Origin of the sequence: Homoserinibacter sp. GY 40078, from assembly GCF_008017545.1 — a bacterium.
Classification (GTDB): Bacteria; Actinomycetota; Actinomycetes; order Actinomycetales; family Microbacteriaceae; genus Homoserinibacter.
Genome location: NZ_VRTZ01000001.1, coordinates 156,618 through 181,078 on the forward strand (window position 1 = coordinate 156,618; position 24,461 = coordinate 181,078).

The following is a 24,461-nucleotide window of genomic DNA, read 5'->3' on the forward strand; positions in this document are numbered from 1 at the left end:
CGAAGCTTGGCTGAGCAGGCAACCCGGTCAAGTGTACGGCATCCGTGCTGCCGCGCTGTCAGCGGCCGCCGAGGGCGACGCGAGCGGTCGAGATCACGGCATCCGCCACCGCGTCGAGCAGCGGCGAACGCAGATCCCACTGCTGCCAGTACAGCGGAACCGACACCCCGGGGCCGTGAGGATCGAGCTCGACGAAGCTGCCGGGCGCCGCTCGATCCAACTGCGAGGTGAGGAGCATCCCCCACCCCAGCCCGAGACTGATCGCCTGGAGGAAGTCGCCCGATCCTGAGATGAAGTGCCGGGGCGGGTCGAGCGCGCGCCGCGACGCGGTGCGCAGGAAGCGGGTCTGCAGTTCGTCATCGTGATCGAAGTCGACGAGCGGTGCCAGCGCGAGGGATGCGGCATCCGCCCCGTCGGGAAACCAGCGCCGGACGAACTCGGGGGTCGCCGCGGCGCGATAGACCATCGACCCGAGCGGGGTGGAGATGCAGCCGGCGACCGGCTCCCGCTGCGAGGTCACGGCCGCCATCACCCGCCCGGAGGCGAGGAGGCGGGCGGTGCGGTCCTGGTCCTCCCGGTGGATGTCGACGACGATCCGGCGCTCGACGAGCACGGGAGCCACGGCGGGGAGGAACCAGTCGGCGAGGGAGTCGGCGTTGACCGCGAGAGGGACCGTGGCGAAGGCGGTGGCGTGATCGTCGAGGCGGAGCTCGGCCGACGCATCCTGCTCAAGCAGCGCGGTCTCGCGTGCGAGGCGCACGAGCACCTCCCCCGCCTCCGTCGCGACGACGGGCTTGCTGCGCGCCACGAGGACGCGGCCGATCCGGCGCTCGAGCGCCTTGATGCGCTGGCTCACCGCCGAGGGGGTGATGCCGAGGGCGCTGGCCGCAGCGTCGAAGGTGCCCGCGTCGATGACGGCGCGCAGGGTGGCGAGCTGGTCGCGATCCAGATTCATCTGAAGTGATGCTAATGGTTCATAAGAATGTTGAGCTGGATTGATGCGTGCGGTGTGCTTAGCGTCGAAGTGTGACCGCATCCGCCGCCCTCGCCGCGGCCCTCGCCGGGCTCGGCATCGGCTTCTCGATGATCGTCGCCATCGGGGCGCAGAACGTGTTCGTGCTGCGCCAGGGCATCCGGCGCGAGCACGTGCTCGTGATCGTCGCGATCTGCGCGCTGTCGGACGCCGTGCTCATCGGGGCCGCGATCGCCGGGACGGGGGCGGTGATCGAGCAGGTGCCGTGGGTGCTGCCAGCGGTGCGGATCGGCGGGGCGCTGTTCCTCACCGTGTACGGGAGCATGGCGCTGCGGCGCGCGTTCGCCCCGCAGGGGCAGTCGCTCGTGGTGACGGGCGACGGTGGCGGATCGGGGCGCACCCTCGCGGCGGCGGTGGGGACCACGCTCGCCGTCACGTGGCTCAACCCGCACGTGTATCTCGACATCGCGATCCTCGGATCGCTCGCCAACAGCCACGGCGATGCGCGCTGGCTGTTCGGCGCGGGAATGGTGCTCGCGAGCGGGATCTGGTTCACGCTGCTCGGCTTCGGCGCCCGCGCTCTCGCCCCGGTCTTCGCGCGCCCCCGCGCATGGCGCATCCTCGACACCCTGATCGGCGCGGTGATGCTCACCCTCGCCGCCCTCGTCCTCCTCCCCCTCCTCCCCCCTCTTTCCCCCTGAGGGGTCGCAAACCGCTCGAATCGCGGCGTGTCTCGCGCACTTTGCGTCCCCTCCCGAGGGCGCGTCGAGTCGGCCACAGGGGCGGACTGTCGGGATTCATCCACGGGTCGGCCGGAGCCCGCCTCGCGCGGATCGCGAACGCGCGAGCGTCGACGCATGCGGAACCCCACGCCCCTCCCCGATTCGCTCGACCGCTCGTTCACCACCTCCGCAGCCCAAGCGGACGGCGTCGGATACGGTCGACTCCGCGGCGGCGACCTCGCGCGTCCCTTCCACGGCGTGCGCGAACGGTTTCCCGCACTCACGCTGCTCGAGCGATGCCAGAGTTATGCGACCCGGATGGCCGACGACGAATTCTTCTGCGCCGTCACCGCGGCACTTCTGCACGACCTTCCCCTGCCGATGCGCATCCGCGACGACCCGACCCTGCACGTAGCCGTGCCCAACCCCCGCCGCGGACCGCGATCACGCGGCGTTGCCGGACACAAGTTCGTCGTGGTCCCCGCAGCCGGCGAGGTGATCCCGCACGAGGGGTTGCGGATCAGCTCCCCGGAGCGCTCATGGTGCGAGAGCGGTGCGCAGCTCACGCTCGATGAACTCGTCATTGCCGGTGACCACCTCGTCGGGAGGTCGAATGGCATCAGCAGCGCCGCGCGTCTTCGTGCCGTATTGGAACGGCATCCCGCCCCGCGCACACGGGCGCTCTTGCACGAGGCGTTCTCCCTGCTGGACCCGGGATCCGAAAGCCCCGCCGAGACAGAGCTACGGTTGCTGTTCGTCCGCGCGGGGGTCCGCGGCTTCCGGACGAACCTGAAGGTCGCCGTGCCCGGATCTCGCGGTCGGCGGATCGACATCGCGTTCCCGGTGGAGATGGTCGGCTTCGAGTACCAGGGCGACCATCACCGCGATGCGCACCAGTGGCGGGATGACATGACGCGGGTCGCCGAGCTGGAGTCCCTCGGATGGAGGATCGCGTTCGTCAACGCGGACGACCTCCGTGAGCCGGAGCTGCTCGTGGCGAGGGCGCGTCGCATCCTCGGGCCGCGCGCCCGCACCTCGCGATGAGGGGACGCAAAGTGCGCGAGACACGCCGCGATTCGAGCGGTTTGCGACCCCTCCTGGGAGAGGGCGGAGCCCTCGACCGGGTCAGAGGAGGCGGCGCTCCAGCGCCCACGCGGTCAGCTCGTGGCGAGACGAGAGCTGCAGCTTCCGGAGCACCGCCGAGACGTGGGTCTCGACTGTCTTGATCGAGATATAGAGGTGCGACGCGACCTCCTTGTACGCGTAGCCGCGGGCAATCAAGCGCATCACCTCCTGCTCGCGCGCCGAGAGCCGATCGAGCTCGTCATCCGCCACAGCAACCGCGGGCGCACCCGCGGCGGTCCCGAAGGCGTCGAGGACGAACCCGGCGAGACGGGGCGAGAAGACGGCATCTCCCGCGGCGACCGTAGCGACCGCGGCCGCGACATCGGCCCCCGAGCTCGCCTTGGTGATGTACCCGCGAGCACCCGCGCGGATGACCCCCACGACGTCCTCGGCGGAGTCCGACACCGACAGAGCCAGGAACCTCACCTCGCCCAACAGCGCAGCCGATCGCCGAACGACCTCCGCACCCCCGCCGCCGCCTCCGCCCGGCAAGTGCACATCGAGCAGCACCACCTCGGGGCGCAGCTCGGCGATCGCCGCGACCGCGGCGTCCACATCGCCCGCCTCACCCACGACATCGAGCTCGCCACCGAGATCGGTGCGAAGACCGGTGCGGAAGATCGAGTGGTCGTCGACGATGAGCACCCGGATCACGACGCACCGCCCCCCACGACCGGCCGCGGGAGCCGCAACTGCACCTCGGTACCGTCCGACCCCGAGGAGACCACCGCGGACCCACCGGCGCGCGTCATCCGCCCCCGGATCGACTCGCGGATGCCCAGGCGCCCCGCCGGCACGGCATCGACCTCGAACCCCTCGCCGCGGTCGCGCACGAACACCTCCACCTGCTCGGGCGTCGCCTCCGCGTACACCGTGACGTCTCCCCCGGCGTGCCGGGCCGCGTTCACGAGCGCCTCGCGCGCGGCCCCCGCGAGCGCCGCCGACTCGATCGCCCCGACGTCGCCCACGGTGACCACCTCGATTCGCGCCGCGTGCTCGAGCTCCAGCTCACGCGCGAACGTGCGCAGCTCGGTCGCAAGGTCGGCGCCGAACGGATCCGTGCCTGCGAAGAGCCAGTCGCGCAGCTCACGCTCCTGCGCTCTCGCGATGCGGGCGACCTCGGATCCGGCCCCCGCGCGGTTCTGGATGATCGCGAGCGTCTGCAGCACCGAGTCGTGCAGGTGCGCCGCGATCTCTGCGCGTTGCTCGTCGCGGGCATGCGCGGCGCGTTCGGCACTGCGGGCCGCCCACCGGGTCGCGACCAAGGGCACCACGAGGGCAGCGCCGCCGAGCAGGGCGAGCACGACCGCGAAGACCGCAACCGGCGGCCGCCCGGCGATGAATGCGGCACCCATCAAGATGACCGCGAGGAGCAGCAGCAAGCCGGCCGCAACCGCGCGCACGACCGGCACGGACGACGCCCACCGCGGATCGCGGACATCCGCCGCCGCTCCCCACACGACCGCACCCGAGGCGAGCACCGCAGCTTCGACCGCGCCAAACGGGAGCGGGGTGCCGAAGCCCCACGTGACCGGCAGAAGGCCGATGAGGAGCGTCGCACCCCCGAGGAGCACGACGGCCACCGGAACGGTCCGGGTGGCGGGGGCGTCAGGCGTGGCCGGTTGCCGCGGCACGAGCGCCCAGAGAAAGAGGTAGAGGAGCGCGAACGCCGACCACGCGAACGCCCCGTTCGGGCCCGACAGCCGGAGGGCTTGCGCGAGCCCCAGCAGGATCGCGACGACCGTGCCGCCCGCCAGCACGGCGCGGATGAGCGGAAGCGGGATCCGCAGATGGTTCGCGAGCGCAGCCGCCACCCCCGCGAGCACGACGTCGCGCGGCCGCAGGAGCGGGGGGCGAGCGTGGGTCGCGGTCATGCGACGATCCAAGCACGGGCGGCGCCGGCGCGAAGGCCCCCATCCCCCGGATCAGGGGACGATCAGGGGTTCACCCCATAGAGGGAGGACCCGCGGCAACGCGACGATCGAGTCATGGCATCGACCACCACACCGCATGACGCAGCTGACGGCGCCGACGCATCCGGCACCCCCGGCGCGACCACCACCGCGACTCCCCCGAACCCTGCTCCCTCGGAGGCGGGCTTCTTCACCTGGATCCGCAGCCTCGGCCTCTCCCGGCGTTCGGGATGGCTCGGCGGCGTGTGCGCGGGGCTCGCCGATGCGATCGGGATCGACCCGCTCATCGTGCGGGGAGTCGCGATCGTGCTGGGGGTCGTCGGCGCGCCGATTGCGCTCGTCTACGCGATCGCCTGGCTGCTGCTGCCCGACGCGGGAGGCACCATCCACGCCCAAGAGCTCGGCCACGGCCGGGTCACGCGGGCGATCCCGGGCATCGCCGCCGTCTTCCTGGTGTCGTTCCTCCCGGTCACGCAGGGCTTCTGGTACACCGGTGCCCTCTACTGGTCGGACCTCGGATGGGGTGGCGCGATCGGACGCACCGTCTGGACGGGCGTCCTGCTCGTCGGTGCCGTGCTCCTCGTCGTCTGGCTGGCGCGGCGCGCCTCACACGACGTGGGCACGACCCCTGCGACGACAGACGACCGTCCCGACACGATCCCCACCCTCCCCGCCGGCGACACAGCGCGCTCCGAAGCCGCCGCAGTCGTCGACTCCGAAACCGCGTCGGTCGCGGTCGCGACCGCACCCGCCGCGGTCGCGACCGACGCCACCCCCGTCGCCCAACCCGCCACCGAATCCCTCGCAGAGCCGGGCGAACCGCCCGCGCCCCCCGCGGATGCCGACGCGGACGAGCTCGCGGCGTGGAAGCGCAGCCAAGACGAGTGGCAACGCCAGCGGGCGGTGTGGGCGGCCGATCAGCGCCGCACCGATCGCGAACGTCGCCAGGCCGAGGCGCACGCGCGCGCCGTTGAGGCCGCGGAGGCCGCACGTGAACGAGCGCGCATCCGGCGACTCACCCGACCCCGCGCGAGCGCCGGGGTCGTGTTCCTCGTGCTGGGGATCGGCCTGCTCGCCTCCGCGGCCGCCGCCCTTGGTGCGTCGACCTCCGCCGGCACCCGCGGGGCCGAGTGGGCGATCGGCGCATCCGTGCTCGTCCTCGTGCTGGGCGCGGGCACCGTGATCGTCGCCCTGGCGCGTCGCCGCAGCGGCGCCCTCGGATTCTTCTCCCTGCTGTCCGTATTCGGCTTGCTGGTCGCTCTCGTCATCCCCACCGACCGGGCCGGCCTGCCGCTCGGGTCGTACTTCGCGGTCGACACCAATCACGACGGCAACTACTGGCAGCTGGCCGGCAACACCGAGCTGTACATGACCGGCAACGAGACGGGAACGACGGTCGACCTGTGGCAGTACGCGGGTACCGTACACGTGACCGTGAGTCCGGATGCCGTGGTGCGGATCGAGTACTCCGCGGCGGACTCGAACGGCCGCGTATGGGTCGGCCAATCCTCCGGCGGGGACTACCGCACCGCGAGCTACGGAGTGAACGACAGACTCGACCTCCAGGTCGGTGAGGGGGAGCCGGATCTCGTGCTGCGCCTGTGGGGCGGCCCCTGGACCACGCTGGCCGTGGATCTCAGCGACGATCCGGATGGCTTCGCCACCCTCGACCCCCTGCCCGACCAGCTGAGGCAATCGAACAGCGACGGCGAGGTCCGATTCCTCGACCCCGAATCGATCACGTCCGGCACCGCCACCGAAGGAGTGACCCCGTGACCCACCACCGTGAGACCCGCGCGTCGGAGAGCGACGGAACCGACGCGACCACCACCCCGATCGACGGCCCCCTCACCTCGGGCCCGGAGCACGAGGCATCCGCCTCATCCGCCGCCTCGCCCACCGCCGACGCACCCGCGTTGCGCCCGCGGATCCGGGTGGGTGCGCTGCTCTGGGGCCTCGTGCTCGTCGCCGTGGGCGCGACGACGCTCTGGATCGCGACCTCACGCGACCGTCGGGCCGCCACGCTCGACGCCCTCGTCGGTCTCGACCCGCTCGGCTGGAGCGTGATCGCAGTCATCGTCGTCGGCGGGATCATCACGCTCATCGCCCTCGCCGCGGTGCTTCGCCGGCTGCAGCCCTCGAACCGCGTCCCGAACTGATCCGCGCGTCCACCGTTCGGTGGATGCCCGCCCCACCGACCGGCAGTGGCGCGCGGCACCGCCGGGGGCGAGGGTGGACTCATGATCAGCGAGAACGTTGTCGAGGTACGCGGCCTCCGCAAGACCTACAAGGGCCTGGAGGCGGTGCGCGGCATCGACTTCGACATCCGGCGCGGAGAGACCTTCGCCCTGCTCGGGCCCAACGGCGCCGGCAAGTCCACGACCATCGAGATCCTCGAGGGATACCGCGACCGCACGGGTGGTGAGGTCAGCGTGCTCGGCGCCGACCCGCAACACGGCGGCCTCGCCTGGAAGGCGCGACTCGGGATCGTCCTGCAGTCGACCGGCGAGTCCGGCACCGCGACGGTGCGCGAGCAGCTGCGGCACTTCGCGGGTTACTACCCGGATCCGCGGGATGTCGACGAGGTGATCGCGGCCGTCGGCCTCACCGAGAAGGCGGGCACCCGGATCTCGAAGCTCTCGGGTGGTCAGAAGCGCCGCGTCGATGTCGCGCTCGGCATCATCGGGCGGCCCGAACTGCTGTTCCTCGACGAGCCGACGACGGGCTTCGACCCGGAGGCGCGCCGCCAGTTCTGGGGTCTCATCCGCGCGCTGCGCGACGAGGGCACGAGCATCCTGCTCACCACCCACTACCTCGACGAGGCGCAGCAGCTCGCCGATCGCGGCGGCATCATCGCCCATGGCGAGCTCGTCGCGATGGGCCCGATCGACGAGCTCGGCGGCGCGGATGCGCGAGTGCCGATCGTGCGCTGGATCCGAGACGGCGTGCTCCACGAGGAGCGCACACGCGAACCCGGCGCCCTCGTCGCACGGCTCGCCGCCGCGGGAGAGCCGGAGCGCCTCGAGGTCATCCGTCCGAGCCTCGAAGACATCTACCTGGACCTCGTCGGCGAGACCGACGCGATCCCCATGAACGAAGGGAGCGCGCGATGAGCGCCACCATCACCCGACCCGCCCCCGACCGCACCCTGCGGCTCGGCATCTCCCGCGCCGGGTACGAGATCCGCTCCTACTTCCGGCAGGGCGACACGGTGTTCTTCACCTTCCTGTTCCCGCTGCTGATGCTCACGATCTTCTCGGTCGCGTTCAGCGACAGCGACTTCGGGCAGACACCGGACGGCGACCCGGTCACGGCGGCGCAGTACTACCTCCCCGCGATGCTGGCGGCCGGCGTGCTGCTCTCGGGCCTGCAGAACATGGCGATCGACATCGCCGTGGAGAAGGGCGACGGCACGCTCAAGCGGCTCGCGGGGTCTCCCCTCTCACCGGTCAGCTACTTCATCGGCAAGATCGGTCAGGTGCTCGTGACGGCCGTCCTCCAGGCGGCACTCCTCATCACGGTCGCACTCGTCGTATTCGGCGTGCCGCTGCCCACCGAGCCGGAGCGGTGGCTCACCTTCGCGTGGGTGTTCCTGCTCGGGGTGACGACCTGTTCGATCCTCGGCATCGGACTCTCGGGGGTGCCGCGCTCGGGCAAGAGCGCATCCGCCGTCATCATCCCCATCGTGCTCGTGCTGCAGTTCATCTCGGGTGTCTACATCCAGTTCTCGGCGCTCCCCGAGTGGCTGCAGAACGTCGCGAACCTCTTCCCGCTCGCGTGGCTCGCCCACGGCATGCGCGCGGTGTTCCTGCCCGAGAGCTATTCCGCGCTCGAGCAGGGCGGCGAGTGGAACCTCGCCGGCATCGCGATCGCGTGCGGCATCTGGCTCGTCGTAGGGCTCATCGCGACCCGCGCCACGTTCCGCTGGATCCGCAAGGATGGCTGAATGGTGACATCGCGGTGGTGGTTCGCCGTGCTCGGCGGAGCGACCGTCGGCCCGGTGCTCCTGCTGGTGCTTCTCGCTGCGCCGCCCACCGCGATCACCGTCGCCGCGGGAGTCGGGGCGGGGTACGCCCTCGTCTTCCTGCTGACCCGCACGCGAGTGCGCGAGGGCAATGCGGCGGCGATCACCCTCATCGCGGCGACGGCGCTCTACGCGGGCGCCCTCACTGCCGTGGAACCGGTTCTGGCGATCACCCAGGCCATCGCGTATCCGATCGTCTGGACCGCGTCGTGCGGAATCCGCCAGGCGATCATCGGCAGCGGCGGAGTCGCACTCGCGGCGGGCGCGGGATTCGTCGTGAGCCTCGGAACGGATGGCACGGCGCTCGCGCAAACAGCGCTGACCCAGACGTTGAGCTTCGGTTTCGCCGTGATCATGGGGCTCTGGATCACCCGGATCGCGGCCCTCGGCGACGAGAAGGCGCGACTGCTCGACGAGCTGACCGCCGCCCAGAGCGAGCTCGCGGCGCTTCACAGGGACGCGGGGATCACCTCCGAGCGCGCACGGCTCGCCCGCGAGGTCCACGACACGGTCGCCCAGTCGCTCACGGGTCTCGTGCTGCTCGCCCAGCGCGCGCGGCGGTCGCACGCGAGCGGCGCCCTCGACGACGACACACTCGAGCTCATCGAGACGGGCGCTCGGGACGCGCTCGCCGAGACCCGCGCCCTGGTCGCCGCGTCGGCCCCCGTCGAGCTCACGCAGGGCGGGCTCTCGGAGGCCCTCTCGCGGCTCGCCGCGCGCTTCGAGCGCGAGACGCAGATCCGGGTCGAGGTGGACGCAGCCATCGGCACACCCCTCGAACGCGACGCGGAGGTCGTGCTGCTGCGGTGCGCCCAGGAGGCCCTCGCGAACATCCGCAAGCACTCGGGCGCGTCGCACGCACACGTGGAGGTGCGCACCCGGGCGGATGCGGCGACCCTCGTCGTCTCGGACGACGGGCGCGGCTTCCCCGACGACTGGGTGCCCGGATTCGGGCTGTCGGGTCTGCGCGAGCGGCTGGCGCTCGCCGACGGGACCCTCGAGCACTCGAGTGCGGCTGGCCGGACGGCGCTCACCGCGACGATCCGGATCGGGGCAGCCGGATGATCCGGCTGCTCGTGGTGGATGACCACCCCGTGGTGCGAGCGGGAATCGTGGCCCTGCTCGATGCGGCCCCCGACATCGAGATCGTGGGGACCGCCGCGGGAGGCGAGGAAGCACTCGCGCTCGTTCCGTCGACCCACCCCGACATCGTGGTCATGGATCTCCGGATGCCGGGCATCGACGGCGACGAGGCGACCGCGCGCATCCTCGCCGCGCATCCTGGGGTGCGGGTGCTGATCCTCACGACCTACGAATCGGACGACGCGATCCTCGCGGCGATCGCGGCCGGCGCGAGCGGATACCTGCTGAAGGCCGCCCCGGAGGAGGAACTGCTCGCCGGGGTCCGCGCGGTCGCGGCGGGCGAGGTGGCACTCGCGCCGAGCGTGAGCCGGATGCTGGTCGCCCGCACCCGGGCGCCCGAGCAGCCCGCCGTCGTGTTGAGCGCGCGCGAGCGGGAGGTGCTGCAGCTGGTTGCGGCGGGACTCTCGAACCGCGAGATCGGCGAGCGCATCCACCTCGGCGAGGCGACGGTGAAGACCCACCTGCTGCACGCGTTCGCGAAGCTCGAGGTGAGCGACCGCACCCGCGCGGTCACGCGGGCGATGGAGCTACGGCTGCTCTGAACTGCGGCGGCGCAGCCTTCAGAGCAAAGGCGAGACCTCGCCCCAGCTCGGCATCGACGGGGAGGCTCCCTCGCGGGTCGTCGCGATCGCGGCGGCCACCGATGCGGCGCGCAGTGCGTCGGGCTCGGTGGAGCCAGCCGCGAGCCGCGCGACGAGCACGCCCGTGAAGGTGTCGCCCGCGCCGGTCGTGTCGACGGGGGTCACGGCGTGCGCGGGAACCTCGGCGACGACCTCTCCGCCACGAGCGACGAGCGCTCCCTGCGATCCCCGGGTGACGACGACGAGCCCCGCGCGCGTGCTGAGGGCGCGCGCCGCCTCGGCCTCGTCGTCGACCCCAGCGAGCTCTCGCGCCTCCTGCGCGTTCGGCACGAGGATGTCCACGTCGTCGAGGAAGCCCTCCGGAAGCGGCTGCGCGGGTGCGGGCGTGACGACGGTCGTCACCCCCGCGGCGCGGGCGACGGCGACGGCTTCCGCGACGAGCGGCATCGGCCGCTCGAACTGCACCATGAGATATGCGGCCGCACGGATGATGGAGAGGGCGGCCTCGTCGAGCGCCAGCCGCACCCCGTTCGCGTCGGGCACGACGACGATCGCGTTCTCGCCTCCGTCGACCACCGAGATATGCGCGGTGCCGGTCGGCGCGTCGACGGTCGCGATTCCCGACACGTCGATGCCGTCGGCATCGAGCGTCGCGCGGAGCTCGCGGCCAAATGCGTCGGCGCCGACGGCCCCGAGGAACGCGACCTCCGCCCCGGCCCGCGCCGCGGCGATGGCCTGGTTGAGGCCCTTGCCCCCGGGCACCGTGCGGAACGAGCTGCCGAACATCGTCTCGCCCAGTCGCGGGAGGCGTGGCTGGCGCACGACCAGGTCCATGTTCGCGCTGCCGAGCACGACGACCCGACTCACAGTTCGATTCCCACCAGCACGGGCTCCGGATGCAGCCGCACGCCGAACTCGGCGAGTACGCGGGTCTGCACATAGCCCGCGAGCTGCATGACGTCGTGCGCGGTCGCCCCGCCTCGGTTCACGATCGCGAGCGTGTGCTTCGACGAGATCGCGGCGCCCGACCCCGGTAGGGCGAATCCACGGGTGATCCCCGCGCGCTCGATGAGCCACGCCGCCGACAGCTTCACCTGGTACTCGGCCGACGGGAGCGGAGGGACGGCCTCGCCGGGCGCGATCACGCGGTCGTCTTCGGCGGGCTCCACCGGATACCGTGGCGCTTCGGCGGGCAGCGCGCGGGCGAACGACTCCGAGACGATCGGATTGGTGAAGAACGACCCGGCGCTCACCGAGTCGGGGTCGTCGGGATTCAGCACCATCCCCTTCGAGGCGCGCAATGCGAGCACGGCCCGGCGCGCGTCGGCGACGGGGACCCGTTCGCCGAGCTCGACCCCGAGCGCGGACGCCAGCTGTGCGTATGCGACGGGGCCCGACCATCCGCCGGCATCGAGGTCCACCTCGACCGCTAGCACGACGCCCGCACGACCGCGCTTCAGCTCGCTCGTGCGGTAGCCGAGGCCGAGCTCGCGCGCGTCGAGACGGACCACGTCGCCCGTGAGGTAGTCGAGGAAGTCGATGCCCACGAGGCGCTCGCCGAGCTCCTGCCCGTAGGCGCCGATGTTCTGCACGGGAGCGGCGCCGACCGTGCCGGGGATGCCGCTCAGCGCCTCGATCCCCGAGAGACCGGCGTCGACCGTGGCTGCGACGAAGGCGTCCCAGTTCTCTCCCGCGGCCGCACGCACGCGCGCGTGGTGGCCATCCGCGTCGATGGACACGTCGATGCCGCGCGTGACGACCCGGATCACGGTGCCATCGAATCCTTCGTCGGCGATCACGACGTTCGAGCCGCCGCCGAGCACGAGCACCTCGTCGCCGCTCGCCCACGCGTCGCGCGTGGCCTCAACCAACAGCTCTCGGGTGGCGGGCTCGAGGATCTTCTCGGCGGGTCCGCCGACGCGGAGCGTGGTGTGCGCGGCGAGGTCGGGCACGGTCAGCCGTCCAGGCGCACGACCACCTGGGCCTTGCCGAGCACGGTGTCGCCCTGGAAGGTGACGGTCAGGTCGATGCGAGCTCCTGCCTCGTCGAGGCGCCCCACCTTCGCGACGACCGCGACGGTCGCCCCGTCGGTCGGATCCACGATCACCGGACGCGTGAACCGCACCTGGTAGTCGAGCACGCGACCGGCGTCGCCCAGCAAGTCGACGACGGGCTGCACGGCGAGGCCCATGGTGAGCATGCCGTGCGCGAGCACGCCCGGCAGGCCCACCTGCGCGGCGACGTCGTCGCGGTAGTGGATGGGGTTGAAGTCGCCGGATGCGCCGGCGTACCGCACAAGCGAGTCGCGCGTGAGGAGGAACTCGGCCTCGGCGACGACATCGCCGACGGTGAGCGCGGAGAGCTGCGGGGCGGTCATTCGTCACCTCGCACGACGAGGGTGGAGGTGGCGGTCACCACGTGCTCGCCGCCCGCATCTGCGACGAGCGCATCGGCGGTCACCATCGAGTGCCCGCCGAGGGTCTTCACGCTCGTGACGGTCAAGACGGCGGTCAGCTCGTCGCCCGCGACGATCGGACGCGTGAAAGAGAATCGCTGATCACCGTGGACCACGCGGCTGAAGTCGATGCCCGCATCCGGGTCGGCCAGCAGCTGTGCGAGGGCGTGCTCCTGCACGACGACGGCGAAGGTCGGCGGTGCGACGACGTCCGGATAGCCGGCAGCTTCCGCCGCGTCCGGGTCGTGGTGGAGGGGGCTCGTCGCGAACACGGCGCGCGCGAACTCGCGCACCTTCTCGCGGCCCACGAGGTAGGGGGCCGTCGGCGGGAAGCTCCGGCCCTGGAGTTCGGGGTTGACGCTCACCCGACGAGCCTACCGAGGCCCGGTGGTGGGAGGGGCGGGCGGGGGAACCCCGAACAACAAGGAACCCCGGCGCCGCAGGGGCACCGGGGTTCCGGGGGGTCTGGTGGGTTCTGCCTTACTGGCAGGACTCGCAGTACAGGTCGTCCATCGGGTCGACCGGAACCGCGTAGCCACCGACGGTGTCGACGTCGTTCATGGCACTCTCCCTTGAAGTCTGTACAGGTGGTTTTCCGGGGCGAGCCCCGGTGGGTACTCACTATATAACGGGAATTCCACGATTGTCATTCCCCTACATGTTGTGGTTCGGCGTGTCGCCGATTCCTGTTCATGGAACCATGAGCCACCGACATTTCGAGCGTCCCTCGGCTGTGCGCATATCCTGGGGCGGGAGGTTGCGCATGAGCGAGAACACGACATCTGCGGCGGCACCGGGGTGGTACCCGGACGGATCCGGTGGGCACCGCTGGTGGGATGGCCGCGCGTGGACGGAGCACGTCTCCCTGCCCACCGGCGCGGCCCCGGCGGCCGAGCCCGTGCCGTTGCCTGAGGGCACGCGCATCGACACGGTGGCCATCTGGGTGGTGTCGCTCGCGATGCTCGTTGCGACGACGCCCGCCTTCTTCCTGTTCGACGTCCAGGGATACATGGCCGGCTTCTTCCCGGATCCGGTGACCGGATATCCCACAGGGATCGGCAATTCGATGTCGATCTTCGTGACCTACATGATCGTCGCGTACGCGTTGCAGGCGGTGGGCTACGTCGCGACGGTGCTCAGCGCACGCGCGGACTACCGCCACCTGATCTCGGTCGGCGTCGTGCGCCCCTTCCATTGGGCGTTCGCATTCATCCCCTGGGTGCTCGTCTATCTCATCGGGCGACATGTCGTGCTGCGGCGCGTGAGCCGCACCTCGGGGGCACCGCTGTGGGTCAACGTCGGCCTCACGATCCTGCAGTTCATCGGATCGATGATCTGGGCCTCCACCGCGATGGTGGGCGTCTTCGCCGAGCTGCCCTTCAGCTGACCACGGGCGCGATCGGTCAGGCGGCCTGCAGCCCGCGGACGCCGAGGTGCCAGAGGACGCCGAACGCGTCGATCACCTCGAGCGTGGCGGTGTGGTCGGTCCGCGGCTCCGCCACCAGGACCCGCCCATGCTCTTCTGCGAGCACCGCGACCGCCTGACGCCTGGCCGGCTCGGGCAGCAGGAGGACGATGCCCGTCGTCGCCTCAGCACCTCGGGGGTGGGCTCCCGGCGAGTCGCCGAGCACCAGTCGCGCACCGAACACTTCGAGCTCGGCGCGGGCGATGTGGTCGGCGAGACGCGCGGGGTGGAGGGCTTGAGCGTCGCGATAGCGGAGCAGCGTGAGGATGTTGGCGTCGAATGCGGCGACGTAGGTCTCGATGGCGGTCTCGCAGTCCCCGTCGAAGGTGAGGTGCTGCTCGAGGGTGGCCATCGTCTGTCTCCTGTCGGCACGCTCCTAGCGGCCCGGTGTTCCGAGTGGGTGTGGCGGGCAGCTGCAGCCCGCCACACCCGGATCGCCGCGACACCCGACGTCGCGGCGATGGGCCGCCGCCCGGCGGATGCAGGCCGGGCGGCGGGAGGGGAATGGATCCGGACCCCCGTCCGTATCCGAGATCCATTTCAGTCGTTCGGCGGCACACCTCAGCCGGATTTCGACCCGCTTACGTGCAGAGACCCCCGAACTTGAGTGTTCGGGGGTCGCACTGCACCCGATTTTGGGCCGGTTTCAGTGCACGGAGGCCGACACGTCAGCGTCGCCGGCGTCCACGGCGACGGATGTCGACCGAGAACGCGAGCAGCACTGCCACGCCGAAGATCACGATGCCTGCGATGCCGAACGGTGTGCGGAGCATCATCGCCAGGAGCCCGAGGCCCGGCACCACTCCGATGACGCGGCCCGCGTGCGCCACATCGTAGGGATCGGGGTCTGCGGAGGCGTTGGCATCGCCGCGAAGGGTCAGCCGCATCGCGCCGTCCACCGGCTCCATGTCGACGATCCGGTGGGTCACGAGGCCGCCCCCGCCGGGCTGGGGCACCGTGACCACGTCGCCGACCTGCAGTTCGCCCGCGGCGACGTCGGTCGTGAGCACGAGCGCGCCGGTGGGAATCTGAGGCTCCATGGAGCCCGAGATGACGATCTGCGGACGGATGCCGAAGAGGGTCGCCGCGAGGAACAGCACGAGGCAGGCCGCGCCGATCGCCGCGGCGATCCACAGCACCGCGGAACGGAGGATCGAGACGACGCTCGCCCACCCACCCGTACCCTGCCGCGGAGTGTGGTCGGCGTCGGCACGGCGCGGGGCGCGGACCGCCGATGCCGCTCGGCGAGGGCGCACGGATCGTGCGACGAGTCCGCGTCGCATCTCACGGGGCATCACGTGCGTCATCGGGCCACCGCCGTGATCACGAGATCCGTCGTTGTCGTCCCGGATCGGTGAGTCCGCGACGCGGCATTGTCGAGCATGTGCAGGGTGAGCGTGAGGGTTCCCCGGGAGGCCGCCGGACCCGCCCATTCGGCTCCGTCGGCCAGGCCCGCCGAGCCGCGAGGATCGAGCGCTACCTCGGTGGTCGCGAGGTCCGCGATTGGGATACCGCGGTCGGGGTGGTCGGGATCGCCGAACAGCACGTCGCTGCCGTCTGCATCGGTCCAGCGCGCGGAGACACGCAGCAGCTCGGGCACGTCGCTCGTGATCGTCGGGACGATCTCGAGAGCGGCGGGAATCTTGGGTGAGTTGTTGAAGACCGTAATGGTCATGTCGGATGTTCCTCCGGGAATGAGGCGGGCGGTGGGAAAGGATCCGTCGATGCGCGTGTCGGGTCGGATGACCGTGTGGCCGTCCGTTTCGATCACGCCGACGGAGAACTCCGAATGCAGCTGCATGCGCAGGGTGCCGGAGTCGATGAGAGCCGCGGATGTGGTGAGGACTCCGCCTGCTGACGCGAGGATCGCGACAGCACCGAGAGCGCTGGATACGGCCGCGATCCGCTGGCGGCGTCGGCGGCTGCGGCGCTCGCGACGGATGTGGTCACGGGTGGGGACGTCGGAGGCGTTCATGCTCGCTCCTCTGTCTCGCCGTCGCGACGGCGACGTGCCGCCAGGAACCAGAGCAGAAGACCGGCCGCGACCAGCGGTACCCCGACGGCGGCGGCCCCCAGGGCGACTCCCGATGCGGCGAGTCCGTCACTGGATGCCGTGCCAGCCGGATCCGCGGTCTGGGCGCTCACGCGCCACTCGACGGATGCTGTGGCGTCGCGGTAGCGATCGTCCGCCTCGAGCGGGAGCGCAAGCCTGCCGGTCACACGCACCGTCTCTCCGGGAGCGAGGATTCCGAGGCTCGTCGATCCCGAATCGGCGATGTCGTGACCGCCGCGAACGATGGGCACACCGTCGATGGTGAACGTCACCTCAGCGGGGTGCGGGCCCGCCAGCAGCGCCCCCGTCGCGTCGCTGACCTCGAACGCCACGCGAGCGGCGCTTCCACTCGTGTTGGTCACGGTGAACGCCCACTCGCGAGCGTGTCCGGGAACCGGACTCGCGAGCTGGGCGCGGGTCGAGGACACCTCGACGGCCGGGGCGAGTGCCCGCGCAGGCGCGGCTCCGAGCCCGAGGATCGCCACGAGAGCGACGGTGAAGGTGATTCGGCTCGACGCGTTCATGAGAAGTCGCCCTCCACGGTGAACCGCTCGCCGGTGATCGTCTCGCCCGAGACCGCGGCGCGGATATTGAACGCGCCCTGTCGGTACGCCTCCGGGGGTGCGTCGTGTGCGAACCAGAGAAGTATCGTCAGATAGATGGGCTTCCCGTCCTCCGGGAGTCGTCCGAGGTGGGCACCACGCCCACCATTGAGATCCGCGATCTCAACGGGGCTGATCGGGATGCCCCCGGCCATCACCTGCCTCGCGTCGGCGTAGACACTGACCCGAAGGGAGTCCCATACGACAGAGGGCACACCCGGGTTCTCAAGGGTCAGCCATGCGTCGGCCGTTGCCGAGCCCGGTCGTGCCTGAAGGTCGAGGTAGAGAATCGCGGCGCCATCGAGCGACGGCTCGACGGTCGGCTCGTTGACCAGCGCGCGCAACGTGCGTCGTTCGGGCACGTTCGTGAACACCTTCGGCGCGGACGGGTCAGAGTAGTCGTCGGACGCGGCCGGGCCCTGGGCCACGTCGATGTGTCCGGACTGCGTGCCCTGCACTCGTATCGTCTCGACGAATGCAGCGCTCGTGAGTCCGGCAGAGGACGCCAGAAGGACGCCACCACCCACGAGGAGCACGAGTGACGGAACGGCCCGAGGGATGCGGAAGATGGTCCGGGGCGCGGATGAGCGGTGCCTGCTCATCGGTTCTCCCCCCGCATCTCGATGGAGACGCGCGTGTACGCGCCGTTGTAGCGGTTGTCGACCGATTGCGGCAGAGCGAGCGTGACCGTGAGCTCAGCGTGCTCTGAGGCGGCGAGCACACCGAGGGGCACGCTGCCCGCGAGGTCGCTGCCCGCGACACCGTCGAGCAGTGTGCGTCCATCGCATTCGACGGTGAACTCGATGGCATCGAAGAGATCGATGTCGGCCGAATCGGGGTCGACGATCGTCATCGTGATGGCGGCGGATGCCTCGCTGCTCGCGTTCTGGACGCCGATCGCGTACGTGCGGCGGGAACCGGGCGCGAGCCCGGCGTCGCCATCCGCGACCTCCACGTCGACGCCGACGGGGTTGCCCTGCGCCCACACGGCGTCGGCGGAGAGACGGTCGGCCTCGGCGCCAGTCACGCGGATGTCGAACGGCACCGATGCGGGATGGAAGTCGGCGTTGCCGACGATGACGCCGACCATTGCCGCTCCCGCGACGCCCCAGCCGAGCGTGACGAGGACGCCGCTCGCCGCGGCGAGGCGACCGCGGATGCCCGTGGTGATAGTCATGTGTCGTCCTTCCTCGGGTCCGAATCAGCGAACGCGAAGGGTTCTGCTCGTCGGAGTCGTGACCGGCGTGCCGAAGATGTTGTCGGGTGTCCGAGTGCGGAAGTCGGTGATGCGGGTGACCGCGACGGCGGCGTAGTCGTAGCAGGTGACGAAGTCGTGCCCGATGACCCGACCCGCGCCCCATGCCCAGACCTTGCCGTTGGCGCTCTCAGCCCACGTGGAGCAGACGCCGGCATAGAGCCGCACGATGTCGGTCGGGACGTTGTTGACCTTCTGCGGAAGGAGCACGTCCGTCGCGCCGGTCTTGGAGCAGTCCGCGACACCGGTGGGGGCGCTCACCGCCTCGCAGTAGGGGTTGCGACCCCATGCCATGACCGTGCCGTCGAGCATGAGTGCCTTCAAACTGCCGATGCCGGCGACCACATGGTCGACACCGCGGAGGGCAACCGCCGGCCGGTATCCGCTTCCCGCGACCCGGTAATCGGTGCTCGTGGAGGTCCGGCCGAGGAGAGGGGCGCCCGAAACGGTCTCCGTCGCGACCCGCCACGTGTAGAGGTCGTGGTCCGCGAGGAGCATCCGGGGAGCCCGGGCGGAGAAGCCGAACTGGCGGACCGGGCATCCCGAGGTGTCGACGAGCTCGGGCTTGGCGACCGGCTTCGCGCATACGGCGAGGTCGCGGCCCTTCATGTGCGTCACGATCGACTGGTAGCGCGCCGTTCGATCTGTCTCGGTGAGAAGCACCGACTCGTCGTAGGTTCGTCCCTGCGCGTCACGGTAGAGCTGCGGATACGCGTCGAAAAGTGCGCGGTTCGCGGGCTCGTTGAGCAACGGGCAGCGCTGCTCGACCTGAATGGCGTTGACGCCGGCGTTGTCGTATCCCCAGGTGTAGATGAGCCCGTTCGTGGCGACAGCGGCCGCACCATTGGTGCCGCCCCAGATGCTGTGCCAGGTCACGGTGCCGCCGTCGTTGGCTCCGGTGCACACACCCGCGCCGGGCAACACGGCCACCGTATTCGCGACCGTCGGGTACTTCGCGACGGTGGACAGGGGCAGGTTCTGGTACTCGTGGCCCCACGCCCACATTCGGCCCTGCTCGTCGAGCGCGAGGAATTGGTTCTCGATGATCTCGAGGTCGATGATCCGGGGCAGCGAGGCTCCGGCCTCGGTCTGCACGATGCCCGGCGAGTAGGGCGCGTTCCCCGTGAGCGCGCCTCTGCCGATGTAGTGGGAACCGGCGGCATGGCAGGGGAGCACCGAACCCCACGTCCACACGCGCCCCTGGGAGTCGAGCGCCGCGAAGGCGGTGCAGTTGGTCCACGTGATCGTGGAGAAGTCGTTGGTGGTACCCATGGCATCGACGATCACGGTGCCCGCGGGGAAGGAGACCTTCGTGGGCTTCGAATCGGCCGCGACCGACTGGTTGCCGGCGCCGTCGCCCCACGTGCGCTTGCCGCCGAGGTAGAGCTCGCCGGTCGACGAGAGGTAGAGGACCGATGCGCCGGACTGATCCTGCCGAACCGGCATGAGCGGCGGGGTGTCCGTCGCGTAGGTGCCGACGATGTAGGTCGTGTCACGGAAACCGGCGATCGCGGAGGGGACGGCCGCGATCGCGACGACCCCGGCGACGGCGACGATGCCTGCCGCGATTCGCAGGTTGCGGGTGCGCAAGGAGACCATGACGGATCCGATCTGTCGACGAGGTACGGACGGGCCGCGGGGGCGGCGCCAGGTCCGACGGTGGGGGCGATTCCAGACTGCCGGGGCGATCCGGCACTGCAGACGCGTTTGCGGCGAGCTACGTGTTCAGACGCGTGATTTGCGTGTCAACGGGCGCGCACTGCACCCGTTTGGCGAGACACGTAAGGCTCCCTGCGGGTGGATTGCCGTGTGACACGGCGGAGAGGTCGGCGGCCCGTGTTTGGCACACGAGCCGCCGACTCGAGTGACTAGACGGTCTGGCCGTCGATGCGGGCCTGCACGGAGACGCCGCCGCCGTTCGCGGCGTCCGCGTCGGCCTGGGTCGCACCGGCGTCGAGCCACACCTTGACGACGATGACGTTGCCCTCACCCGCGGCGAGCGGGGTCAGGTTGTGCTTCGAGGTCTTCGTTCCGCTGAAGCTCAGGTCGCTGCCGTAGCTGAGACCACCCGCCGCGAGCGCGTCGTCGGTCTCGGCGACCGAGAACCGGATGAGCTTCGCATAGGCGTCGTTCTTGGCCTTCTGCGCCGGGTCGCTATCGGCGGCGGTGGCGTTCTCGAGCGTGATCCAGGCGGCGTCGGCGTCAAGCTTCTCCGAGGCGTTCTTCACCGGAATGCGGACGTAGACCGGCGCGCCACCCGGCACGAGGGCGTCGGCGCCGGCGAGCGGGACGATGTCCTCCGCGGTCGGGTTGGCATCGCTCCAGTTGGCGACATCGGCGATGGTGTTCTCCTGGCCGCTGGAGAAAGCGAGGTCGAAGGCCGTCTCCGAGCCACCGAATCCGCCCGAACCGTTCAGGTTGAGCAGACCGTAGTCCATCCAGGTAGCAGCCGTGAGAAGGCCGCCGACTCCGAGCAGGGCGCCCGCAGCCAGGACTGCACGCTTACGGCCGGTGCGCTTCGGGGTTGAGGGGGTGTCGATCGCGGTCACGCGAAGGTCCTTTCAGTTGGGGTCCGGTGCATTAGGGCGCGTCGGCACCGACGAGGAATGCGCCGCAGTGATCCCCTCACAGATCGCGTCACACGCAGACGCGGTTCACGCACTCTTAAGTGCATCGCGGCGCGAATTACGTGCAGAAGCGCATGCACTTAACCCAGATCTGGGAGCACGCAAGGCCTATTGGTCGGCGTTGCTCATGTAGTCGATGAGCTCGGACCGGTTCGCGAGGTTGCTCTTGCGGAGGATCCGATGCAAGTGGCTCTCGACCGTGCGCACCGACAGAACGAGCCGCGTGGCGATGTCAGGGTTGCTGAATCCGCGCCCCACGAGCTCGGCGATCTCGCGTTCGCGGTCGGTCAACGTCACCGCCGCTGCCAAGAACCTCGTCGTGTCGATCGTGCGCGACCCGAGTCGCTCGAACAGCGCGCTCTGCGCCGCCTGAACAGCGGCACCCGCATCCGCGTCCTCAGCCTCGAGCGCGATCTCCTCCGCACGCGTCAGCGCGTTCAACGCGAGTCCGGGGCGCCCGGCGCCGGCCAGGCGACCAGACGCCGCGATGAGCTCCGCCGGGTCGCCGGACTCCCGCGCCTCGAGGAAGATCGCCATCGACCGGAGGAACTCGCCATCGACCTGCCCCACCCGCTCGCGGATGAGCTCCAACTGCTCGGAACTCACCTCGATCTCGGCGCTCGTGAGCAGCAGGAGCAGCGACGAGAACCGATACCCACTCGCCCAGAACCTCTCGCCCGCGGTCCAGAGCTCGGAGGCCGCGCGGCGTGGGCTGCCGTGGAACGCCGAGTGCTGAGCACGCGGCCACGCGGCGGCCTGACCGGGCAGAGGCCCGAGGTTCACGGGGAGGTCGTCGAGCTCGGCGAGGAAGCGCTCGGCGATCGCGATGTTGCCCTCCCGGTACGCGATCACCGATCCGATTGCGAGCAGCGCCAGTTGCGTGTGCATGAGCAGAGGGGAGATGTGGCCGACCGCGAACAGGGTGTCCAACACCCGTTGCGCGCGCTCGTAATCGCCCGAGAAGGTATGACCGAGCGCGAGCACGAGGCCGTGGCCGAGCACGCCGTCCGGGTCGAGAAGTCCGTGCGATTCGTCGAATCCGCGCTCCGCCCACCGGAGGGCCTCCTCGGCGCGACCCTCGCCGAGAAGCACCCACCCGAAGAGCTGATTGGCGCGGGACGCGGCGCTCGCCGTGTACTCCTCGCCGATCGACTCGAAGACGCGGCGAGCATCCGCGAAACGGCCGAGCGTGACGAGCACGAGCAACTGGGCCTCTCGCAGAGGCACCGCGGAGGCTGCGGGCAGCACCTCGTCGACCTCGAGGCGCGCGGCGAAGTCGTCGGGCACTCCGCGCAGCATCACCTCGAGACGCATCGCGGTCGCATCCAGCGCGCTGCTCCACTCCTTGAGCTCCGCGCTCGCCTCCGCCAGCTCCGCGAGTGCGCCGTCGAGGTCGCCGGCCGCATACGCACGCCACTCGGCGCGCAGGGCCACAAGCTCGGCGCGGCCGGCGGCATCCCCCGCCCGCAGGTCCGTGCCCGCGAGAACCTCCTCGACCTCGTCGCGCCCCTCGCCGGATTGCAGAAGGGCCGTCAGGTAGGCGGCGGCTGCTCGGGGCTTCGGGTTCTCCTTCCATTCGGCGCGCGCGACGATACGACGGGTCCGGGCGCGTTCCCGCAGCAGCCGCACGAACAGGGCATCGCGCTCGGCCATGTCGGTCAACGGCGGCTCGAGATCCGCGACGACGAAGGTGACAGGGCTGTCGGATCCGAGTCGCGCGAGGATCAGCTCGGTGAGACGGATGCGCCGCGCCGCGAGCGGCTGGTGCCGGAAGAACTCCACGAGAAGCGGTGGCACGACCGAGACGAGCTGGCGGGTTCCCGAGGGGCTGAGCCGCACCATCGCCCGCTCTTCCAGCAGCTCGAGGGTCTCCCAGCTGATGAGCTTGCGGACCGTCTCGACGTCGGCGAGCCCCACGAGCGCGATGATTTCGAGCGCATCACGTGCGTCGTCTCCGAGGTTCTCCAGGTGCCCCTCGACCACGCCGCGCAGACCCGGACTCCAGAGATCGCGTACGGCGGACCAGCCGAAGGGCGTCTGCACCATCCGCCCCTCGCGCACGGCCGCGTCCACGAGGGCGATGGCGAGCCCGATGATCCCGCCCGACTTGGCGAAGATGCGGCTCATGGTGCCGACCTCGACGGCGCTGCCGATGTGCGCGGCCACCACCTGCTCGAGGTCCTCGAAGCGAAGCGGCGCCATCTCGATCACGTAGGAGGGCTCGAGCGTCGACGCGGGCAGGCCGCTCGGCGTGTGCCGGGCGCGCAGCCCGAGGAGTCGGCTCAGCACGATCGGGAGTCCCGTCGTGCGCCGCACCGCCTCTGCGACGCCCCACGACGACTCGTCGAGGTCATCCCAGTCGTCGAGGAACAGCACGGAGCGCGGCTCGCGCGTCGCCTCGCGAAGGGCGTCGGTGGTCGATGCGATGAGTGACGACCCACGGCCGTCGGTCGCGCCACCGATATCGGCGAGATGCATCGCCGCGAGGGGGTGCTGCCGGAGGGAGGCGATGCCCCTGACCTGGACGACTTTCCATCCGGCGGCGACGAGGCGCCGCTGCAGCCCAGACATGAAGGCGCTGCGTCCGCTGAACCGCCCACCGACCACGTCGATGCTCGCACCACGACCGACGAGTCCCTCGGCGATTGCCAAGCTGCTTTCCCGTCCGACAATCACCGGCGGCCTCTTCCTCACGGGCGGATTCCCGTCACGCTACTCCGCACGCCGGTCGGCACGGAAGGCCCCCGTTCGGCGTAGGGATCGCGGCTCACCGACCCGAGCGTGCGCCATTCTGCGCACGGCCTCGCGGGTGCGACGGCCCAGCCTCCGAAGCGGGTCGCCGTCGTCGTCGACGGCGGCCCAATAGGCGATCGCGCGGGCGGGGCCCGCGGGTCGTCTCGTCATCACGATGCACTCCCCCTTCGGGCGCTCGCGGACGCCCGGGAGCATCCTGCGCTCGATGCGGCGCACTGAGACGCGAGATCGGGCGCACTGCCGTGCGTGGGGACGTGGATTGCCGTGCAACGCGGTCGCGATTGCGTGCAGAGGGCACGACACTGAGGCGCGAATCGACGACACGCAGCGGGTGCGGGAACGGGTCCGGAGCACCCACTGCTGCTCCGGACCCGCATCGGTCTTGCGACCGGCACCCCGCGGACTCGGCGGTTCCCGATACACCGGCCGCCGGGTGCCGCATCCGTCGACGACGCACGTAGGTGGTGGTGGCGCCGACGAGCGGATGCGTGTTCAGTTCAGCGCTCGGAGCGCACACGCAAGCCCGGATCCGCTCGAATTGCGTGCGCGGAAGGCCCAATTGCCGTGTTTTCGGCGAACACGTAAGCGAGCCGCGATGGAACGTCGGGCGTCATGCGTCAGGACGACAGGTGCCCCGCAGGAGCGGACGTCGTCGGAGTTGTAGCGAGGGCGGGACTCGAACCCGCGACACCACGATTATGAGCCGTGTGCTCTAACCACCTGAGCTACCCCGCCGGGAGTCCGCCGAGACGGGGGTGGAGCCCCGCTC

Annotated in this window: 25 protein-coding genes and 1 tRNA gene; 9 read left to right on the forward strand and 17 right to left on the reverse strand. The window is 70.6% G+C overall.

Annotated elements, in window-relative coordinates; genetic code table 11:
• Nucleotides 1-58: 58 nt before the first annotated feature.
• Nucleotides 59-955: a LysR family transcriptional regulator ArgP gene (locus FVQ89_RS00760; RefSeq protein WP_147900035.1), complete on the reverse strand. Its 897-nt coding sequence runs from the start codon at nt 953-955 to the stop codon at nt 59-61.
• Nucleotides 956-1,026: 71 nt separating this feature from the next.
• Here FVQ89_RS00760 and FVQ89_RS00765 point away from each other — a divergent pair, with 71 nt between their 5' ends.
• Together FVQ89_RS00765 and FVQ89_RS00770 are read left to right on the forward strand one after the other, a co-directional pair.
• On the forward strand, nt 1,027-1,674 hold the full coding sequence (locus tag FVQ89_RS00765) for a LysE/ArgO family amino acid transporter (protein WP_255513327.1): 648 nt from the start codon (nt 1,027-1,029) through the stop codon (nt 1,672-1,674).
• 156 nt (nt 1,675-1,830) lie between these two features.
• Nucleotides 1,831-2,739: an endonuclease domain-containing protein gene (locus FVQ89_RS00770; protein ID WP_147900036.1), complete on the forward strand. Its 909-nt coding sequence runs from the start codon at nt 1,831-1,833 to the stop codon at nt 2,737-2,739.
• 81 nt (nt 2,740-2,820) lie between these two features.
• Here the strand turns inward: FVQ89_RS00770 and FVQ89_RS00775 are convergent, their stop codons facing one another.
• Nucleotides 2,821-3,474 (reverse strand): response regulator transcription factor, encoded by a 654-nt coding sequence (locus tag FVQ89_RS00775; RefSeq protein ID WP_147900037.1) that lies wholly within the window; start codon nt 3,472-3,474, stop codon nt 2,821-2,823.
• Nucleotides 3,471-4,694, reverse strand: coding sequence for a sensor histidine kinase (locus FVQ89_RS00780; RefSeq protein ID WP_147900038.1), 1,224 nt, complete (start codon nt 4,692-4,694; stop codon nt 3,471-3,473). The genes FVQ89_RS00775 and FVQ89_RS00780 overlap by 4 nt, the downstream gene beginning before the upstream one ends.
• 114 nt (nt 4,695-4,808) lie before the next feature.
• Between FVQ89_RS00780 and FVQ89_RS00785 the strand changes: the two genes are divergently transcribed.
• From FVQ89_RS00785 to FVQ89_RS00810, 6 genes are all read left to right on the forward strand, one after another.
• Nucleotides 4,809-6,509 (forward strand): PspC domain-containing protein, encoded by a 1,701-nt coding sequence (locus FVQ89_RS00785; protein ID WP_147900039.1) that lies wholly within the window; start codon nt 4,809-4,811, stop codon nt 6,507-6,509.
• A complete protein-coding gene (locus tag FVQ89_RS00790) occupies nt 6,506-6,892 on the forward strand; it encodes a hypothetical protein (protein WP_147900040.1) in 387 nt (128 codons plus the stop codon). Before FVQ89_RS00785 ends, FVQ89_RS00790 begins: the two co-directional genes overlap by 4 nt.
• Nucleotides 6,893-6,973: 81 nt before the next feature.
• Nucleotides 6,974-7,846 carry an ABC transporter ATP-binding protein gene (locus tag FVQ89_RS00795; protein ID WP_147900041.1) on the forward strand — a complete coding sequence of 291 codons (873 nt, stop codon included), beginning with the start codon at nt 6,974-6,976 and terminating at the stop codon, nt 7,844-7,846.
• Complete coding sequence (locus tag FVQ89_RS00800) at nt 7,843-8,679, forward strand: ABC transporter permease (protein WP_147900042.1); 837 nt, start codon at nt 7,843-7,845, stop codon at nt 8,677-8,679. The genes FVQ89_RS00795 and FVQ89_RS00800 overlap by 4 nt, the downstream gene beginning before the upstream one ends.
• Nucleotides 8,680-9,822, forward strand: coding sequence for a sensor histidine kinase (locus FVQ89_RS00805; protein ID WP_147900043.1), 1,143 nt, complete (start codon nt 8,680-8,682; stop codon nt 9,820-9,822).
• Nucleotides 9,819-10,442: a response regulator transcription factor gene (locus FVQ89_RS00810; protein WP_147900044.1), complete on the forward strand. Its 624-nt coding sequence runs from the start codon at nt 9,819-9,821 to the stop codon at nt 10,440-10,442. The genes FVQ89_RS00805 and FVQ89_RS00810 overlap by 4 nt, the downstream gene beginning before the upstream one ends.
• An 18-nt stretch (nt 10,443-10,460) precedes the next feature.
• Here the strand turns inward: FVQ89_RS00810 and FVQ89_RS00815 are convergent, their stop codons facing one another.
• From FVQ89_RS00815 to FVQ89_RS00830, 4 genes are read right to left on the reverse strand one after another with little or no spacing between them, the layout of a single operon-like run.
• Entirely contained in the window at nt 10,461-11,348 is an 888-nt protein-coding gene (locus FVQ89_RS00815) for a ribokinase (RefSeq protein ID WP_147900045.1), read from the reverse strand.
• Entirely contained in the window at nt 11,345-12,439 is a 1,095-nt protein-coding gene (locus FVQ89_RS00820) for a UDP-N-acetylmuramate dehydrogenase (RefSeq protein ID WP_147901422.1), read from the reverse strand. The genes FVQ89_RS00815 and FVQ89_RS00820 overlap by 4 nt, the downstream gene beginning before the upstream one ends.
• Nucleotides 12,436-12,858, reverse strand: a complete 423-nt coding sequence (locus FVQ89_RS00825) for a MaoC/PaaZ C-terminal domain-containing protein (RefSeq protein ID WP_147901423.1) — start codon at nt 12,856-12,858, stop codon at nt 12,436-12,438. The genes FVQ89_RS00820 and FVQ89_RS00825 overlap by 4 nt, the downstream gene beginning before the upstream one ends.
• Nucleotides 12,855-13,301, reverse strand: coding sequence for a MaoC family dehydratase N-terminal domain-containing protein (locus FVQ89_RS00830; protein ID WP_147900046.1), 447 nt, complete (start codon nt 13,299-13,301; stop codon nt 12,855-12,857). Before FVQ89_RS00830 ends, FVQ89_RS00825 begins: the two co-directional genes overlap by 4 nt.
• Nucleotides 13,302-13,699: 398 nt before the next feature.
• Here FVQ89_RS00830 and FVQ89_RS00840 point away from each other — a divergent pair, with 398 nt between their 5' ends.
• Nucleotides 13,700-14,323 carry a DUF2510 domain-containing protein gene (locus FVQ89_RS00840; RefSeq protein WP_187264841.1) on the forward strand — a complete coding sequence of 208 codons (624 nt, stop codon included), beginning with the start codon at nt 13,700-13,702 and terminating at the stop codon, nt 14,321-14,323.
• Nucleotides 14,324-14,339: 16 nt separating this feature from the next.
• On the opposite strand, the gene FVQ89_RS00845 is transcribed toward FVQ89_RS00840, so the two are convergent.
• The 10 genes from FVQ89_RS00845 to FVQ89_RS00885 form a co-directional block, all read right to left on the reverse strand.
• Entirely contained in the window at nt 14,340-14,753 is a 414-nt protein-coding gene (locus tag FVQ89_RS00845) for a hypothetical protein (RefSeq protein WP_147900048.1), read from the reverse strand.
• Nucleotides 14,754-15,069: 316 nt separating this feature from the next.
• Nucleotides 15,070-15,696 (reverse strand): signal peptidase I, encoded by a 627-nt coding sequence (locus FVQ89_RS00850; protein WP_187264842.1) that lies wholly within the window; start codon nt 15,694-15,696, stop codon nt 15,070-15,072.
• Nucleotides 15,697-15,704: 8 nt separating this feature from the next.
• Nucleotides 15,705-16,376, reverse strand: a complete 672-nt coding sequence (locus tag FVQ89_RS14340; RefSeq protein ID WP_187264843.1) for a hypothetical protein — start codon at nt 16,374-16,376, stop codon at nt 15,705-15,707.
• Nucleotides 16,373-16,978, reverse strand: a complete 606-nt coding sequence (locus tag FVQ89_RS00855; protein WP_147900050.1) for a hypothetical protein — start codon at nt 16,976-16,978, stop codon at nt 16,373-16,375. The genes FVQ89_RS14340 and FVQ89_RS00855 overlap by 4 nt, the downstream gene beginning before the upstream one ends.
• Nucleotides 16,975-17,658, reverse strand: a complete 684-nt coding sequence (locus FVQ89_RS00860) for a hypothetical protein (RefSeq protein WP_147900051.1) — start codon at nt 17,656-17,658, stop codon at nt 16,975-16,977. The genes FVQ89_RS00855 and FVQ89_RS00860 overlap by 4 nt, the downstream gene beginning before the upstream one ends.
• Nucleotides 17,655-18,233: a hypothetical protein gene (locus FVQ89_RS00865; RefSeq protein WP_147900052.1), complete on the reverse strand. Its 579-nt coding sequence runs from the start codon at nt 18,231-18,233 to the stop codon at nt 17,655-17,657. The genes FVQ89_RS00860 and FVQ89_RS00865 overlap by 4 nt, the downstream gene beginning before the upstream one ends.
• A 24-nt stretch (nt 18,234-18,257) precedes the next feature.
• The gene (locus tag FVQ89_RS00870) at nt 18,258-19,910 is read right to left on the reverse strand and encodes a hypothetical protein (RefSeq protein WP_147900053.1); all 1,653 of its coding nucleotides are present in this window, start codon (nt 19,908-19,910) and stop codon (nt 18,258-18,260) included.
• 269 nt (nt 19,911-20,179) lie between these two features.
• The gene (locus tag FVQ89_RS00875; protein WP_147900054.1) at nt 20,180-20,860 is read right to left on the reverse strand and encodes a hypothetical protein; all 681 of its coding nucleotides are present in this window, start codon (nt 20,858-20,860) and stop codon (nt 20,180-20,182) included.
• 186 nt (nt 20,861-21,046) lie between these two features.
• Complete coding sequence (locus FVQ89_RS00880) at nt 21,047-23,590, reverse strand: LuxR family transcriptional regulator (RefSeq protein WP_147900055.1); 2,544 nt, start codon at nt 23,588-23,590, stop codon at nt 21,047-21,049.
• Between the two features lie 763 nt (nt 23,591-24,353).
• Nucleotides 24,354-24,427: transfer RNA gene (locus FVQ89_RS00885), tRNA-Met, on the reverse strand.
• Between the last annotated feature and the right edge of the window lie 34 nt (nt 24,428-24,461).

Bases quoted from the DNA above. Each gene is read 5' to 3' on its own strand.
- FVQ89_RS00810 (WP_147900044.1), top strand. From the start codon at position 9,819: ATGATCCGGCTGCTCGTGGTGGATGACCACCCCGTGGTGCGAGCGGGA.
- FVQ89_RS00805 (WP_147900043.1), top strand. From the start codon at position 8,680: ATGGTGACATCGCGGTGGTGGTTCGCCGTGCTCGGCGGAGCGACCGTC.
- FVQ89_RS00860 (WP_147900051.1), bottom strand. From the start codon at position 17,658: ATGAGCAGGCACCGCTCATCCGCGCCCCGGACCATCTTCCGCATCCCT.
- FVQ89_RS00825 (WP_147901423.1), bottom strand. From the start codon at position 12,858: ATGACCGCCCCGCAGCTCTCCGCGCTCACCGTCGGCGATGTCGTCGCC.
- FVQ89_RS00770 (WP_147900036.1), top strand. From the start codon at position 1,831: ATGCGGAACCCCACGCCCCTCCCCGATTCGCTCGACCGCTCGTTCACC.
- FVQ89_RS14340 (WP_187264843.1), bottom strand. From the start codon at position 16,376: ATGAACGCCTCCGACGTCCCCACCCGTGACCACATCCGTCGCGAGCGC.
- FVQ89_RS00850 (WP_187264842.1), bottom strand. From the start codon at position 15,696: ATGCCCCGTGAGATGCGACGCGGACTCGTCGCACGATCCGTGCGCCCT.
- FVQ89_RS00855 (WP_147900050.1), bottom strand. From the start codon at position 16,978: ATGAACGCGTCGAGCCGAATCACCTTCACCGTCGCTCTCGTGGCGATC.
- FVQ89_RS00870 (WP_147900053.1), bottom strand. From the start codon at position 19,910: ATGGTCTCCTTGCGCACCCGCAACCTGCGAATCGCGGCAGGCATCGTC.
- FVQ89_RS00800 (WP_147900042.1), top strand. From the start codon at position 7,843: ATGAGCGCCACCATCACCCGACCCGCCCCCGACCGCACCCTGCGGCTC.
- FVQ89_RS00785 (WP_147900039.1), top strand. From the start codon at position 4,809: ATGGCATCGACCACCACACCGCATGACGCAGCTGACGGCGCCGACGCA.
- FVQ89_RS00845 (WP_147900048.1), bottom strand. From the start codon at position 14,753: ATGGCCACCCTCGAGCAGCACCTCACCTTCGACGGGGACTGCGAGACC.
- FVQ89_RS00840 (WP_187264841.1), top strand. From the start codon at position 13,700: ATGAGCGAGAACACGACATCTGCGGCGGCACCGGGGTGGTACCCGGAC.
- FVQ89_RS00865 (WP_147900052.1), bottom strand. From the start codon at position 18,233: ATGACTATCACCACGGGCATCCGCGGTCGCCTCGCCGCGGCGAGCGGC.
- FVQ89_RS00795 (WP_147900041.1), top strand. From the start codon at position 6,974: ATGATCAGCGAGAACGTTGTCGAGGTACGCGGCCTCCGCAAGACCTAC.
- FVQ89_RS00780 (WP_147900038.1), bottom strand. From the start codon at position 4,694: ATGACCGCGACCCACGCTCGCCCCCCGCTCCTGCGGCCGCGCGACGTC.
- FVQ89_RS00760 (WP_147900035.1), bottom strand. From the start codon at position 955: ATGAATCTGGATCGCGACCAGCTCGCCACCCTGCGCGCCGTCATCGAC.